The sequence below is a fragment of the Saprospira grandis genome, assembly GCF_027594745.1.
Taxonomy (GTDB): domain Bacteria; phylum Bacteroidota; class Bacteroidia; order Chitinophagales; family Saprospiraceae; genus Saprospira; species Saprospira grandis.
Window position 1 is genome coordinate 2,240,593 of the sequence record NZ_CP110854.1, and the last position, 14,288, is coordinate 2,254,880.

At 48.1% G+C, this 14,288-nt stretch carries 14 protein-coding genes; 8 read left to right on the forward strand and 6 right to left on the reverse strand.

Annotated features, from left to right (window positions below; genetic code table 11):
• Positions 1-267: 267 nt before the first annotated feature.
• The 3 genes from OP864_RS08945 to OP864_RS08955 form a co-directional block, all read right to left on the reverse strand.
• A complete protein-coding gene (locus OP864_RS08945) occupies positions 268-1,170 on the reverse strand; it encodes a flavin reductase family protein (RefSeq protein ID WP_270097877.1) in 903 nt (300 codons plus the stop codon).
• Between the two features lie 8 nt (positions 1,171-1,178).
• Positions 1,179-1,790, reverse strand: coding sequence for a redoxin domain-containing protein (locus tag OP864_RS08950; protein ID WP_270097878.1), 612 nt, complete (start codon positions 1,788-1,790; stop codon positions 1,179-1,181).
• A gap of 169 nt (positions 1,791-1,959) precedes the next feature.
• Positions 1,960-2,334 (reverse strand): T9SS type A sorting domain-containing protein, encoded by a 375-nt coding sequence (locus tag OP864_RS08955; RefSeq protein WP_245538535.1) that lies wholly within the window; start codon positions 2,332-2,334, stop codon positions 1,960-1,962.
• Positions 2,335-2,746: 412 nt separating this feature from the next.
• On the opposite strand from OP864_RS08955, the gene OP864_RS08960 reads away from it, so the two are divergent.
• The 6 genes from OP864_RS08960 to OP864_RS08985 all read left to right on the forward strand — a co-directional run bounded on the left by OP864_RS08960 (position 2,747) and on the right by OP864_RS08985 (position 9,084).
• A complete protein-coding gene (locus OP864_RS08960; protein ID WP_270097879.1) occupies positions 2,747-3,577 on the forward strand; it encodes a purine-nucleoside phosphorylase in 831 nt (276 codons plus the stop codon).
• A 225-nt stretch (positions 3,578-3,802) separates the two neighbouring features.
• Positions 3,803-4,885 carry a peptide chain release factor 1 gene (gene prfA / locus OP864_RS08965; RefSeq protein WP_270097880.1) on the forward strand — a complete coding sequence of 361 codons (1,083 nt, stop codon included), beginning with the start codon at positions 3,803-3,805 and terminating at the stop codon, positions 4,883-4,885.
• A 2-nt stretch (positions 4,886-4,887) separates the two neighbouring features.
• Positions 4,888-5,796 carry a DUF368 domain-containing protein gene (locus OP864_RS08970; protein ID WP_270097881.1) on the forward strand — a complete coding sequence of 303 codons (909 nt, stop codon included), beginning with the start codon at positions 4,888-4,890 and terminating at the stop codon, positions 5,794-5,796.
• A gap of 101 nt (positions 5,797-5,897) precedes the next feature.
• Positions 5,898-6,677 carry a peptidoglycan-binding protein gene (locus tag OP864_RS08975; RefSeq protein WP_015692612.1) on the forward strand — a complete coding sequence of 260 codons (780 nt, stop codon included), beginning with the start codon at positions 5,898-5,900 and terminating at the stop codon, positions 6,675-6,677.
• A gap of 385 nt (positions 6,678-7,062) precedes the next feature.
• A complete protein-coding gene (locus OP864_RS08980) occupies positions 7,063-7,713 on the forward strand; it encodes a hypothetical protein (protein WP_270097882.1) in 651 nt (216 codons plus the stop codon).
• Positions 7,714-7,752: 39 nt separating this feature from the next.
• Positions 7,753-9,084: a TIGR02594 family protein gene (locus tag OP864_RS08985; RefSeq protein ID WP_270097883.1), complete on the forward strand. Its 1,332-nt coding sequence runs from the start codon at positions 7,753-7,755 to the stop codon at positions 9,082-9,084.
• A gap of 245 nt (positions 9,085-9,329) precedes the next feature.
• On the opposite strand, the gene OP864_RS08990 is transcribed toward OP864_RS08985, so the two are convergent.
• The 3 genes from OP864_RS08990 to pdxH all read right to left on the reverse strand — a co-directional run bounded on the left by OP864_RS08990 (position 9,330) and on the right by pdxH (position 11,424).
• Positions 9,330-9,788, reverse strand: a complete 459-nt coding sequence (locus OP864_RS08990; RefSeq protein WP_015692616.1) for a hypothetical protein — start codon at positions 9,786-9,788, stop codon at positions 9,330-9,332.
• Positions 9,789-9,870: 82 nt separating this feature from the next.
• Entirely contained in the window at positions 9,871-10,749 is an 879-nt protein-coding gene (locus OP864_RS08995) for a phosphorothioated DNA-binding restriction endonuclease (RefSeq protein ID WP_270097884.1), read from the reverse strand.
• Between the two features lie 3 nt (positions 10,750-10,752).
• Positions 10,753-11,424 (reverse strand): pyridoxamine 5'-phosphate oxidase, encoded by a 672-nt coding sequence (pdxH, locus tag OP864_RS09000; protein WP_270097885.1) that lies wholly within the window; start codon positions 11,422-11,424, stop codon positions 10,753-10,755.
• A gap of 192 nt (positions 11,425-11,616) precedes the next feature.
• Here pdxH and OP864_RS09005 point away from each other — a divergent pair, with 192 nt between their 5' ends.
• Positions 11,617-12,561, forward strand: a complete 945-nt coding sequence (locus OP864_RS09005; protein WP_270097886.1) for a KpsF/GutQ family sugar-phosphate isomerase — start codon at positions 11,617-11,619, stop codon at positions 12,559-12,561.
• A 158-nt stretch (positions 12,562-12,719) separates the two neighbouring features.
• Entirely contained in the window at positions 12,720-14,282 is a 1,563-nt protein-coding gene (locus tag OP864_RS09010) for a leucine-rich repeat domain-containing protein (RefSeq protein WP_270097887.1), read from the forward strand.
• Positions 14,283-14,288: the final 6 nt, after the last annotated feature.

The following is a 14,288-nucleotide window of genomic DNA, read 5'->3' on the forward strand; positions in this document are numbered from 1 at the left end:
TTTGGCTTTTGGGGCCTTTGCTTGCTGCTTTTTTGTCTGCTGTTAATTTTTGGGGCTGCCCCTCACTTTGCTCGGGTCGGGCTATGTCGCAGCTCGCTGCTCGCTCGGCCCTGCGTCGCTTCGCTCCTTGGTCTGGCCTTCGGCCACTGCTTTCTATCCCTCAGCCTGCGGCGGCTCCGCCGCCTGTCCACCGCAAAATGGACCAAACAAAAAACGCTCTACCTTTTGGGTAGAGCGAACTAAAAAGTATGGCCCCATTAAAGGAGCTTATTCAATCATCAGGCAGGCTAGGGCATTGGCATATTCTCCCTGTTGGATGAGGGTACGGGCATAGCGCTCTTGCATCGCAAAGCGGGCTGTAGAGCCTGCGGGCGCTAGCTCGAGCAAATTGGCCAAACTATCATCTGTCTGGACCAACTGTTCTATTTCCTGCTCTGTGGGCAGGGCCATTAGGCCCGCCATGCAAGCAATTTCACTTCCCTTAAGGGTATCGCTCTGGCGGATGCGCTCTGGCAGTTGGTCAAAGCCCAGGGCCAAATCAGAAGGATTTTGGTAAATAGAGAAAAGGGCATCTCCACTAGCGCGCACATAATAGGCTCGGCCAAGGCGGCCCACCAAATCGAGTTTATGAGGGTCAATGCGGTTGCGTTCATCAATAACGGCCTCATCAATATGGAAGCGCTGCACTTTGCAGAACATCAGGTTGCCGGCTCCGCCATGTTCTCCCAAGCTAACAATTTGCTCCACCTTGCACTCAAACTGCACGGGAGATTCGGCAATGCGGAAGGGGGCCACGGTTTCTGCGGCTAGGGGCGTAAAGCCTGCTTTGGCAAACTCATCAATATGGGCGGGATAAGAAATGCTGGCTAGGGTCATTTGTTGGACCATATCGTAGGTGACCACATTGATGACCACCTCTTGATTTGCCTGAATATTATGTAAAGTATCTTTGGTGGTATTTCCTCTGACGGTTCGGTTAGAAGAAAAGACCATCATGGGCGGATTAGAGGAAAAGGCATTGAAAAAGCTATAGGGAGCAATATTGGCCAGCCCATTTTCATCTATGGTAGAGACAAAAGCAATGGGACGAGGGGCAATGGCCCCCACCATAAACTGATGCAGGTCTTTAATTTCTAGGTCTTTAGGGTTGATGCTACGCATTTTTGACATGAGTCAATTTATTTTAAGAGCGATTTGATAGTAATATGGTCGGCGATATTTTTGCCGTAATGTACTTGTTCTAATTCTTGATTGCCTTGAATGACAAAATCGGCTGGGATGATAGGGCCGGGGCGGTCGCCTTTTTTGGGGTATTTTTCTCCATCATAGGCTTTCTTTCCGTTTTTTGCGGCCTTACGGACCTTTTTGCTAAAAATGGAATTTCGGACTTTTCCTGCAGATTTTTCAATTTTATAGGCCTCAAAAAGTTCTTCATTGGGGTCGGCCACAACAATAAAAGGCAGCTCGGCATCTTCGGCTAGGGCCTTGAGGCGGTCTTTGGGGCTAGGGTAGACCACAATGACGGCATAGCCTTGTGCTTTGAGGCTTTCATAATTATCTTTGAGCTCATGGGTTCTAAAGTTACAGACGGGGCACCAAACGGGCCTTAAAAAAGTGATGAGGACCTGCTCATTTTCTTTGAGCAGCTCTTTGAGTTTATAGCTTTCGCCATCTATGGCTTCAAAGGTAGTTTTGGGGGCTTTTTCGCCTTCTAGCAGGCGTTCTGTTTGGGCTTGGGCCAAATTAAACTGGCCGATAAGCAGGCCCAAAAATAAGAGTAAGCTACGCATAGGTAAATTGTTTTGGGGAGGGGGAAGAAATAAAATTTGGCTTAAAATACGCTCTTTTTCTAGGCGAGGTTCCCAAGGAAATGATAAAATAGGTTTAAGGAGATACAAAAAAGGCAAGCCATTCGGCTTGCCTTTCATTTGCAGATGCTAATTAGCTTAGCGGTCTCGCTTATTTTTCTTCACGCTGGATAGTTACCTTGCGGTTAAGCTCAGCGCCAGATTCGTCAGTGATTTGGAACATATAGGTACCGTCCTCTAGTGTTTCTACGTTGAGTGCGCGGTAGTTGCTACCTTCAGTTACTTCCATAACTCGGTGAGCAGCTAGTTCGTAGCCCTCTTCGTCAAACATTTTCATGGTCAATTCTTTCTGCTCTTGAGATTTTAGAGAGAACACATAGACATCATCTTGAACGGGATCATCAGAGGCAACCATTTCAATATCTAGAACCTTAGCCACTTTTTCGGCAGACATAAGGCTAGTATAAATTGTAGCTACAACTTCACGGTCATCGCCATTGTCCATAAGGAGAATAACAGCAACCATCTTGTCTTCATGATTAGGGTTTGCAGCGAAAGCGTTGCTGGCATTGAAGCCAAGAACAAGCGCTAGGACGAAAGATAGAATTTTCATATCGATCAATGTTAAAAAGTAGTGTAGATAAAAAGAGTAGATTAGAAATAGCAGGTAAAAACACTCCTTTTGAGCGCTTTTTAGATAGAGACGTACTGGAATAGAGGCAGTCACTTTTAATAAAGGACTTTTCTTTTGGGGAAGAGCGGCAAACCACCGAAGACAGAAAAAATTGCTTATCTTTGGCCTTGCCCTAACAAAAATAAGTACAAGTCCTTAGAGTTCAAAATTTTAGGATTTGAAATATAACATTTCCTTAAAAATTATTTGGGTGTTCAATTTATTGATTCCCTGATGATTAGCATACTTTTTAAGTTTTTGCTATATGAGTTTAGCACAACAAATTGCCGTTTGCCATCAGTACTTAAATAACAGAACAGAGACCTTTAAGGTTCGCTATGGTTTAATTTTAGGTACGGGTTTAGGCCCTTTGGCGGAAGAAATAGAAGAAGTTCATCGTATTCCTTATGCGGAGATCCCGCATTTTCCGGTATCTACGGTAGAGGGGCATGCGGGTTGTTTGATCTTTGGGTATTTGGCGGGGCAGCCGGTGGTGGCCATGTCGGGCCGTTTTCATTATTATGAGGGCTATTCGACCAAAGAGGCGACTTTTCCGATACGCATATTTAAGGCTTTGGGCGTAGAGCGCCTATTGATTTCTTCTGTGGTGGGCAGTGTGAATGGGGAGATGAATGCGGGCGACATTATTTTGGTCCGTGATCATATCAACTTCATTCCCGATCATCCGTTGCGGGGAAAGAACGACGATCGTTTGGGTCCTCGTTTTCCAGATATGAAAGATGCCTATGATCATGCTTTAAATGATCGGGTAGAGGCCAAGGCCAAGGACATGGGGTTGCCCATTCATCAGGGCGTCTATTTGGCCCTGCAGGGACCTAATTTAGAAACGCCAGCTGAATATCGGATGGCGCATATTTTGGGTGCGGATGTCATTGGGATGTCTACAGTTCCTGAGGTCATTGTGGCCAAGCATGCGGAGCTACCTGTTTTAGTCACTTCTATTGTCTCGAATAAATGTTGGCCCTTAGAGGAGATTGTCGAGACCAGTTTAGAAGATGTTTTGGGGGTAGTAGAAAAGGCTTCGCCCAAACTTTCTGCTTTGGTCCAAACCTTATTGGAGGAGGAGATGCTTTAGGGCCCTGGCCCTAGCTGGGCGGCCGCAGGCCGCTTTTGTATGGCCTAGCGATGCGGCGGGGTGGCCGTCAGGCCAGACCGAGCCAGCTTGCTGGCGAAGGGCCGAGCAGACCTGCGAGCCCCAAAGCGTAGCGCCTGCCGCAGGCAGGAGGCCCCAAAAAACAATTAGAATATTATTTAACATAGAACTCCATTTAGATGAGTTCATTTTGCGACGCAAAACACTATGAATAGCTTATTGAGCAAGCTGTCTGCGATTAAGGACAAATTTGAGTACCTGCAAGAGCAGCTTTCGGACCCCAGCATTTCTTCTGATATGAAGAAATTTATGAAGGTCAATAAAGAATATAAGAGTTTGGAGCCTTTGGTAAAGGCGCATGAGGAGTACAAAGCCATCTTGGATGGTTTGGCCGAGTGTAAAGAAATTTTGGACAACTCTGATGAGGCCGAATTTAAGGAAATGGCCAAAATGGAGATGGACGAGCTTTTGGAGCGGCGGGGGCCATTGGAAGAGGAAATCAAGTATATGTTGATTCCCAAAGACCCTGAAGATGAGAAAAACGTCACGATTGAAATCCGCTCGGGAGCGGGTGGAGATGAGGCGGCCATTTTTGCGGGCGATTTGCTTCGGATGTATGAGCGCTATATTGATAAAATGGGCTGGAAGCGGGAGTTAATCTCGGAAACCCCTAGTGGTTCTGGGGGCTACTCTAAAGTATTTATGGAAGTAACTGGCGATGGGGTGTATGGCCTGCTCAAATATGAATCGGGCACACACCGCGTACAGCGAGTGCCTAAAACGGAATCTCAGGGGCGGGTGCACACCTCTACGGCTACTGTGGCCATTATGCCTATTTTTGAGACCGAAGATATTCAGATCAACACTGCCGATTTGGACTGGGATACTTTCCGGGCCAGTGGGGTAGGGGGGCAGCACGTAAACAAAACGGAATCTGCCGTGCGGGTAACGCACAAACCCAGTGGGGTAGTGGTAGAATGTCAGGAAGGACGTTCGCAGCACCGCAACCGAGAAATTGCCTTACAAAAACTCTATGCTCGTTTGTTTGAATTGCAGCAGCAAGAGCAGCAAGATAGCATTACCGATTTGCGAAATAGCTTGGTGGTCTCTAGTGATCGCTCTTCAAAAATTCGGACCTATAACTATCCTCAAAACCGAGTGACGGATCACCGCATCAATTTTACCCGCTACAATCTAGGCGATATGATGAACGGAGCCATTGATGAGTTCATTGAGGCCATTCAAACTACTTATAATGCCGAGAAACTAAAAGCCAGCGAAGAAGTATAATTATGCAACATCTATTTACTTTTCTCAAAGGGATGGCCATGGGCGCTGCAGATGTGGTGCCTGGAGTTTCTGGCGGAACCGTAGCCTTTATTACGGGGATTTATGAGCGTTTGCTTCGGGGCATTAAGGGCGTTAATTTGGAGAGCTTAAAAGTTTTGCAAAGACAAGGTATTGCCGCTTTCTGGACCGCCATAGATGGTAGTTTTTTATTGGCCCTTTTTGGGGGCATCTTTGTCAGTGTATTGAGTTTGGCCTCTTTGCTTAGCTCGGCCCTAGAGCATTATCCGCAGCTACTTTGGTCCTTTTTTATGGGCTTGGTTTTGGCTTCGGCCCTATATGTTGGGCGGCAAATTAAGTGGAACAACCTGCCTTCTATCGTCCTATTGATTATGGGCGCGGGCATTGCCTACGGCATTACGCTTTTTGTGCCTACCGAAATGCCCAAAAGCTACCCTATGGCCTTCATTTCTGGGGCGATTGCTATTTGTGCCATGATTTTACCTGGCATCTCGGGTAGTTTCATTTTGCTCCTGATGGGCATGTATAAGCATGTGATTGAGGCCATTCATGAAAGAGATATCCTTTTTCTCTTGGTCTTTATGATGGGCTGTGGTTTGGGTCTATTGAGTTTTGCTAGAATATTGAGCTGGCTGTTTGAACATTATCGCTCGGCGGCCTTGGCTTTGCTCACTGGCTTTATGTTGGGCTCTTTGCCCAAAATTTGGCCCTGGCAAAATGTCATCCAAACACGTATCAATAGCCATGGAGAAGAAGAGCCTTTCTTATTTCAATCTGTTTTGCCTAGCGCCTATGAAGGCGAGCCCTACCTGTTAGGCGCCAGCCTTTTGGCCCTTTTGGGCTTCGCTTTGGTGTTTGGCCTAGAACGCCTAGGACAAAAAACAGGGGAATAAGAAAGTAAAACTTTGCTAGAAGTACTAAAAAATTATATTTTAGGGAGATAGAATCTCTAAATTGCTTTTTAAGCACCAAATGGTGCCCTAAATATTGACTCATGGGAAGACCTACACTCCGTCTATATGATGGCTATCGCCACACCTCCCCCCATCTTCGCGATGAGGTGGCCGAGCTACAAACATTACTCAAAGGTTATGGCTACCGCGTTCGCCCCGATGGCGAATTTGGTCCCTATACCGAGAATTGCGTCAAGCATTTCCAATATAAAAAAAGAATGACGCCTGACGGTATCGTAGGCCCTTCTACCTGGGCGGCCTTGCTGAATCGCCCCCAACCTTCGGGCAATTATCTTCAGTTTCAGACCTCCTACGCCAAAAATAATCCCCATCTGCTCAAGCAATTGGCAGAGCTCAATGGCAAGTATAAAAATGCTGTGCTCCGAGTATCGCAACAGTACGGCATTCCCGCCTCGGTAATCGCTGGCATCGGCTCTAGAGAGTCGCATTGGGGCTTGGCCCTAACCCCTCCCGGCCCACATGGCACCGGAGATGGTGGCCACGGTAGAGGACTCATGCAGGTGGATGACCGCTGGCATGTCGCTTTTATCCAGTCTGGAAAATGGGCAAATGCTACCGAAAATATTATCTATGGCTGCGCCGTGCTCAAAAATTCTATGAACCTCTTTACCAAAAAGTTGGGCTGGAAAATGAGCAAACAACTCCTACAAGCCGGTATCGCGGGCTATAACTGCGGGCCTTCTCGCGCCCTCAGCGCCCATCAATCAGGCTACGATATTGACTACTACACCACAGGCCGAGATTATTCTCGAAATGTGCTAGAAAGAGCGGGCTGGTTCCAACTTCATGGCTGGAAATAAACCGCATATAAGAAATTAAAGGGCTGTCCATCTGGATAGCCCTTTTTTTATGCCTCTAAGGATCTGTTTTTGGGGCCTCCCGCCTTCGGCGGGCGCTACGTTCCGCAGCTCGCTATTCGCTCGGCCCTGCGGCCTGACGGCCTTGGTCTGCGGCTGCGCCGCACTGCTGCACATCGCTAGGCCGCTCAGCTGTCGCTACTGCTTTTAGCCATAGCTCTTCGGCCCTTAACAGGCAAAAAACCAATAAGATAGGCCTAAAAAATGAGATAAACAATAGAAAAATAAATTAGCTGTAAAACTCTTTAGATGCTTTGTAGAGCCCATCTCTTTTTTCTACATTTAATAGTCAAGCAAGATTTTACCCCACTAAATTAACTAAAAAAGAATGAAAGCTAAGATTCAACCAGATTACAAAAATCTGACCCATGCCGCCTATGTCAAGGAGTTTAAACGCCTAGCCAAAATGGCCGAAACTCAAGCCAATGGCGAAGAAAATGCCGTTACTTTCTTTGTAAAACGCATGCACAAATTTGCCTGCGGCACAGAAGCTCCCCTAATGCTCCTCTCTAAAATGGATGCAAAATGGAAAAAGCAAGCCAAGGAAGACCTTAAAGGCGACAAGAAGATGATTCTTATCGCTAAAGCTCATTTTACCGCTGGCGAAAATGGCAATGTCCTAGAACTTTCTCCCATTAAAGGAAATGCTCCCTTGGCCAAAATTGCTAAGGAAGGAAAGGCCCTACTCAAAAAGGCCAAATTTGCCCTCGTTAAGGCCGGAGAAGCTGTAAGCGCCGCCGCTGCAGAAGGAGCCGCCGCCGGAGGAGAAGAAGAAGCGCCCAAAGAAGAAGCACAGCCAACAACAGAAGACAGCAAAACTACCGAAACTGCCGAAACCACTAGCGATGATACCGCCGCTGCTGGAGCAGAGTCTGCCGCTGTTGATCCTCAACTAGAAAAGAAAAAAGCCAAAGGACGTCAGGTGATGGCCAAAATGCTTGAAAACCTTCAGAAGATTGAAGCTAAACTGAAGAACTAAGCCAACCCATTATCCTAACTAACTTTTAATGACCATCTTATGGCAAATTTTGATAAAATCCAAGCTCGCTTGGAGCAGTATAATGCAACCCTTGACCAACTCAAGGAGCTCTTTATGAGTGATGGGAAAATTGATGCCCAAGAACAAGAGCAAATCAACCAAATTGAAGCCGCTATTGCCCGCCTAGGCGAGCGCATTGGCTCAGCTACCGCTGCGGCAACTGCCGCCGCAGAAACTCCTGCCGAAACAGGCAGCGAAACGCCTGCCGCAGAAACTCCCGCTCCTGCAGCCTCTTCTATTTCGGGCTCAGTGGGCAAAGGCGGAGACAATAAAGAGGCCGATGTGAAATTGGTACAAGAACTACTAAAGAAAAAGGGCCAAAATGTAGCCGTAGATGGCGACTGTGGACCAAAAACCATCGCCGCTATCAAAGCTTTCCAACAAGCAGAGTTTGGCTGGCAAGATGGCCGCATTGATCCAGGCGGGAAAAGCTGGGGCGCCCTTTCTGGCGGAAGCTCTTCTAGCTCTTCAGAGGATAGCAGCAGCTCAGATAGCAGTAGCGCTGATGCTGCAGCCACAACAGAAGAAGCTGCTCCAACTGGAGATCCCGTTCCAATTAAGGACCTTCAAGGTTCTGTGGGCCAAGGCGGAAAAAATAATCCCGATGATGTCAAGGTGGTCCAAACCCTTCTCCGTGAAGAGTTTGACTACAAAGTGGACATCAGCGGAACTTGCGATAATAAGACCATTACCGCAATTAGTAATTTCCAAGCCACTAAATTGGGCGTAAGCAAACCCGATGGCCGTGTAGATCCAGGCGGAAAAAGCTGGAAGGGCCTCAATGGCGAAGGCCTACAAGAAGCCGCTATCCCTGGCCCAATGAATAAACCCAATTGGATCAAGGTAGCAGAGTCTGAGCTGGGCGTTACCGAAATCCCTGGCGCAGAAGATAACCCCCGAGTAATTGAGTATCACTCGACTACTGGTGGCTTCCGCGATGATGAGACGCCTTGGTGCGCCTCTTTTGTCAATTGGGTAATGAATAAAGCCGGCCAAGGTGGAACAGGCAGCGCAATGGCAATGTCTTGGGCCAAATATGGTAAAAAGGTGGATAAACCCGCCTATGGCGCTATTGCCGTTTTGAGCTATGGTGGCGGAAAAGGCCATGTGGGCTTTGTGGTCGGCAAAAAGGGCGGCAATGTCTTGCTTTTGGGCGGCAACCAAAGCAATATGGTAAAGATCTCCGCTTTTGGTACAAGCAAGATTCATGCTTACGTTTTCCCCAATAACTTTGAGGTTCCGGAAAACTACTATACCTTCGGCGAAGCAGAAGGCGACTTTGAGACGACAGATTTCTCTCAAACTCGATAGGGCTAATTGGCGCTAGACGCAAAGGGGCGGTCGGATTTTCCGACCGCCCCTTTTTTGTCTTTTTCGGGCCCCTTGGGGCCTTTTGTCGAGCCGGCCCAGCGCTGCGCAGCCGTGGCCGAAGGCCAGACCCAAGGCGAAACGAAGTGGAGCCTGCAGGGCCGAGCAGCCTTGCGAGCGGCGGAGCATAGCGGCGGCCGCCTTGGCTTTGCCAAGGCGGCCGCGGGCCCCAAAAAACAGCAGAAAAACTACTGCTCTTGCTCTTCGTTATTAAAGTAATTCATCAGGTCCGAAGAAACTCGGTCCATGCCATTTACGCCCATTTTGGCGGCAATTTGAAACATATTATTGGTCACTAGGGCCGTGGCAAGGGCCTCGGCGCCAGCAATATGAATGGTATCATTGACCTTCTCATGCAGGCGGTTGAGGCGCAACATCACTCGGCCCAACTGCTGATAAAGTTCTAAATCTCGCTTCATTTCGGCCACATCAATATAGTCGGGCAAAACATCATCATGCTGTTCTGCCGCTCGAATTGTCTCCTCGACAAAGATTTCATTTTCTCTATGGAGTTTGGGGAAAGAAGCGCGCTCGTCTTGGGTAAGCGAGAGCAAAAAGGGGAGCTTTTCTTCAATTTGGGTCACTAATTGGCGGACCTCTTCTACCATATCGGTAGTCAATTCGATAGAAATGCGATTTTCGGCCATTGGATTTATTTTTTAAATGAAATGAGCTTAATACCTCTTCAATATAGGCTTTTTTGAAAGAAAATGAAATTTTATGCCCCTGCTAATCTCGGCTATAGCCCTGAAAAACCTCTTGCAAATGCCAGTCGAGATAGTCCTCTTTGGGCCGATATTTTTTGAGATGAGGCAGACGGATTTGCTGGGCCTGATGCCGCAGTAAATAGTACTCTAAGCCCTCGCCATGTACCTTATGCGAGACCTGCATGCGCAAGGAGTCATCAATCCGAAAAGCGCCCAGATCAAAGAGTTTGTGGTGCATGCTGCAAAGGGCCAGGCCATTTTCTGCCCGATCGGGCCCGCCCGCCTGATGCCACTTAATGTGAGCCGCCTCTAAGGCCAAAGGCTGATGCCCCAGCCGCAAATTGAAGCCACAAACGGCACAGGCATAGCCATAGGCCTCCAAAATTTGGCCCCGAAAACGAGGATCTCTTTTTCGCCTTTTGCTGAGCAAAAAGGCAGGTTCTAGCTCTAGACCCACCGCCTGCAAAATATTCTGGTGCAGACTTTCGGGGAAGTTGCGCTGCAAAAGCTGCTCGGCCAAATGCCCCACTAAATCGGGTTGCTCCCGCAAAAGCGCTTGCATCTCGGCAGGGAATTGAGCGCTGATGCCTTTTTCTCGGAGTCGCTTGGGCGAGCTATTGATTTTACCATCGATGCGATGCAGTTCACTGAGTTCCCAAATCTTATCTGAGCTTAGGTAGACAAAAGGGTAGTTGGGGCCAGGAGCGCTATTCGGTGGGCCAAACTCCCGAAAATAATCCTTCAGTTTTGCTTCTTCCTCTGCATACTGCAGTTTTGTTCGGCCCTGTTGCCAGGCGCCTAGGGCATACAGCAGCAAAAGCGGTTTGTGCGGGGCTCGTTTGCCCTTGGCTTTCCAGCTTTTGATTTTGGCCCAGCGAGTTTCTAGTTCTTTTCGGTCCATGACTTAAGGCGCTAAGCGTTCGATTTTCCATTTTTTCTCTTCGCCCTCAATTTTGTCTATGGTATAGCGAAGACGGTCGTGCAAGCGGCTGCTGCGGCCCTGCCAAAACTCGAAGCGGTAGGGTCGGACCAAATAGCCACCCCAGTTTTCGGGCATGGGAATCTCTGTCCCTTCTGGGTATTTTGCCTTCAGCTCGGCCAAACGATCTTCCAAAACAGAACGATCGCTAATCAGTTGGCTTTGGGCCGAGGCTAGGGCTCCAAATTGGCTATCTCGAGGGCGAGAGCGGAAATACTGCTCAGAAGCCGAGGCGCTCAACTTTTCGACTAGGCCATCTATGCGAATTTGGCGCTCCATTTCAATCCAAGCAAAAACCAAGGCGGCCTGCGGGTTCAAATCGAGTTGTTGTCCTTTGGCGCTACCATAATTCGTATAAAAATACAGGCCTTTTTCATCAAATCCCTTGAGCAGAACGATGCGGGCTGCTGGCCGCCCCTGTTCGTCTACCGTGGCCAAGGTCATGGCGTTGGGCTCGGGCAAATTGGCGGTTAAAGCGGCCTTGAACCAGTTTTCAAACTGCCGAAAAGGGTTTTCGGCTACCTCAGTTTCTAATAGGCTGCCCATTTGATAATCTTCTCTTAATTGGGCGACCTTCTCATTTAAATCTCGATTCATATGCTTATCCTGTTTGAAATGAAAAAAACGGCTTACAGTAAGTTAGCAGGAACTCCTTTAAAAGCGGCATCTACTAGGCAGAAAATTAGCTTTCTGGCCCAAGGGAAGCGGTTTTTAATAGACTGCGCTATAAAGCGCAGCAAAACTAATATCTTTGGGCTGCTCTCTGACAAACTTGTTTAAAAATAGTGTATGTCTTATCAAGAAACTGCAAAATCGGTATTTGAGTTGGAGGCCAAGGCCCTTCAGCAACTTGGCCAAAAAATTAACAGTCATTTTGATGGGGCTGTTCAGGCTATTCTCAATTGCTCGGGCCGTTTGGTGGTCTGTGGCATGGGCAAATCGGGCCTGATTGGGAAAAAGATTGCGGCGACTTTGGCCAGCGTGGGGCGGCCGAGCTTTTTCCTCCACCCTTCAGAGGCCATTCATGGCGATTTGGGGATGCTGATGGAAAATGACTGCTTTTTGAGCCTTTCTAATTCGGGCGAAACGGATGAACTTTTGCAAATTTTGCCTCATATTCAAGCGCTCGAGCTGCCGCATATTTGTATTGTGGGCCGCCCTAAATCAACCTTGGCCCGCTATGCCGACTTTGTCCTAGATGTGGGCGTTTCGGTAGAGGCCGCCCGCCTGCAGGCAGTTCCCTTGGCCTCTAGCCTGACTGCCCTGGCCATGGGCGATGCCCTAGCTGCGGCCTATATTGAGGCCAGCAATTTCCAACAGGCCGATTTTTTGCGCTATCATCCTGGCGGCAACCTCGGCAAGCGCCTGCTCACTAAGGTCCAAGAGGCCATGCAAAGCGAAAAATTGCCCATTGTTGGCCCAAATGCCAATATGCAAGAGCTATTATTGACCATTTCGGCTGGGCAGCTGGGCCTAGCCATTGTTCAGGAGGCCGGAAAAGTCTTGGGCATTATTACCGATGGCGATTTGCGCCGCCAACTGAGCCAAACGGCCAATGATGCCTTTTTTGCCCTGAAGGCCAAGGCCCTAATGACGCCAACACCCAAAACTATTTCTCCCCAAGCCTCTTTGCTCGATGCCGAGGAGCAAATGCAGCAGCTGCGAATCAACGCCCTTTTGGTCCTAGAAGAAGAACGCCTGCTGGGGATTATTGCCAAGCAACATCTTAAGTAGGATTTGGGGCCTCAGCTGCGCTGCGCTTGCTGCGCTATGTTGCGGGGCTCGCAGGTCTGCTCGGCCCTGCGGCGGCTGCGCCGCCTGGGTCTGGCCTGACGGCCACCCCTCCACAGCGCTAGGCCAAGGAGGCCTGGCCCTACACACAAACTAAAACTATGTATCCATATCTTTTTGCCATCAGTCTGATTTGTACGGCCTCCTTTTTGCGGGCCCAATCTCTTTTTAGTTTAGAACAACTAGAAAACGATGAGGAAATTCCCCTCTACTATTCGGTAGATAAGGCCTATATAGAAAAAGCCAAGGCCTATAAGCTACGCCTCTACAAACAGGCCAATAGTCTGCCGCCTTTAGTGGCCCAATTGCCCAATTTGCAAGCCCTTTATGCCGAACATATTTACTTTGAGCATTTAACGGAGGCCATTGGCGATTTAGAACAGCTACAACTGCTTTCTCTTCGGCATAATAAGGTGAAAGAACTGCCCGAAGCCCTGGCCAAATTGCAAAACCTCAAGTGGCTGGACCTCAGCAAAAATCGCCTGACAAGCTTTCCCTATCCCTTGGACCAATTAGGTAGCTTAGAAAAATTGCAACTGCAAGAAAATGATATTGATAGCCTGCCCACCGATTTATCGAACTGGCAAAATTTGCAATATCTGGACCTCTCTAATAATTATTTTGTAGACCTTGGTGGCTTGCCTAAATTGCCTAATTTGCAGTATCTAGATCTCTATTATAATAAGTTAGAGGAACTAGATAGCTTGCTCTGGCAAATGGAAAACCTACAACAACTCAATTTGGGCCGCAACCCCCTCAAAAATCCAGAGCAACTCTTTGAGCAGTTGCCTGCGCTCAAACAACTCTACGAGCTACAATTACCCGAATTGGGCCTAGAGCAACTGCCCAGTAATTTGGACCAATTGCAGCAAATAGAACGCCTCAACCTTAAGGGGAATAAACTAAAAGCCATAGACGAAAGCCTCTATAGCATGAAGGACCTCTTTTGGTTAGACCTCTCTGATAACCGACTCGATAGCCTCTCTCCCAGAATAGGCGAATTGGAGCATTTGGTCTGGTTGAGCTTGGCTGGAAATGATCTAGAGATTTTGCCCGATAGCCTAAAATATCTGGAAAATCTCCGCTACCTCAGTATTCGGGTGATGGACCTCAAGGGCTTTCCCGAGGTAGTTTGCGAGCTTCCCAATTTAGAAGAGCTCAATGCCGCCAATATTCAGATTTATAGTTTGCCCAGCAGCATGGAAAAAATGCAAAACTTAAGGGCCATTGATTTGAGCTATAACAAATACCTGAAACCAGGGCAGGTCTTTGCCCGCTTGGCCAAACTCCCCCGCTTGACTAGCCTCAAGCTAGCTGGGACCAAATACAATCATTTACCCGCCAATATTGGCGATTTACAGGCCCTAGAAATCTTGGACCTCTCGGATAATGATTTTGGCCAACTACCCGATAGTCTGTATAGCTTACGCAATTTGCGCCAACTGAATCTGGCCGATACCAAGCTGCGCAAACTCAAGCATAAAATTGGGCAATTGGAGAATTTGGAAGAGCTTGATTTGCGCTATAACAGCAAATTGGACCATTTGCCAGAAAGCATTAAGCAATGCAAAAAGCTAAAGAAAATCTATTTGAGAGGCTGCCCTATTCCCGAAGAAGAAAAGGCTTGTCTCCGAGAATGGTTGCCTGGCGTAAAGCTCTATTAACAGCGC

Excerpts from the sequence above, each read along its gene's own strand:
- OP864_RS08980 (WP_270097882.1), top strand. The coding sequence starts at position 7,063 with ATGAAAGCTAAGATTCAACCAGATTACAAAAATCTGACCCATGCCGCC.
- pdxH (WP_270097885.1), bottom strand. The coding sequence starts at position 11,424 with ATGAATCGAGATTTAAATGAGAAGGTCGCCCAATTAAGAGAAGATTAT.
- OP864_RS09010 (WP_270097887.1), top strand. The coding sequence starts at position 12,720 with ATGTATCCATATCTTTTTGCCATCAGTCTGATTTGTACGGCCTCCTTT.
- OP864_RS08945 (WP_270097877.1), bottom strand. The coding sequence starts at position 1,170 with ATGTCAAAAATGCGTAGCATCAACCCTAAAGACCTAGAAATTAAAGAC.
- OP864_RS09005 (WP_270097886.1), top strand. The coding sequence starts at position 11,617 with ATGTCTTATCAAGAAACTGCAAAATCGGTATTTGAGTTGGAGGCCAAG.
- OP864_RS08990 (WP_015692616.1), bottom strand. The coding sequence starts at position 9,788 with ATGGCCGAAAATCGCATTTCTATCGAATTGACTACCGATATGGTAGAA.
- OP864_RS08950 (WP_270097878.1), bottom strand. The coding sequence starts at position 1,790 with ATGCGTAGCTTACTCTTATTTTTGGGCCTGCTTATCGGCCAGTTTAAT.
- OP864_RS08955 (WP_245538535.1), bottom strand. The coding sequence starts at position 2,334 with ATGGTTGCTGTTATTCTCCTTATGGACAATGGCGATGACCGTGAAGTT.
- OP864_RS08985 (WP_270097883.1), top strand. The coding sequence starts at position 7,753 with ATGGCAAATTTTGATAAAATCCAAGCTCGCTTGGAGCAGTATAATGCA.
- OP864_RS08970 (WP_270097881.1), top strand. The coding sequence starts at position 4,888 with ATGCAACATCTATTTACTTTTCTCAAAGGGATGGCCATGGGCGCTGCA.
- OP864_RS08975 (WP_015692612.1), top strand. The coding sequence starts at position 5,898 with ATGGGAAGACCTACACTCCGTCTATATGATGGCTATCGCCACACCTCC.
- prfA (WP_270097880.1), top strand. The coding sequence starts at position 3,803 with ATGAATAGCTTATTGAGCAAGCTGTCTGCGATTAAGGACAAATTTGAG.
- OP864_RS08960 (WP_270097879.1), top strand. The coding sequence starts at position 2,747 with ATGAGTTTAGCACAACAAATTGCCGTTTGCCATCAGTACTTAAATAAC.
- OP864_RS08995 (WP_270097884.1), bottom strand. The coding sequence starts at position 10,749 with ATGGACCGAAAAGAACTAGAAACTCGCTGGGCCAAAATCAAAAGCTGG.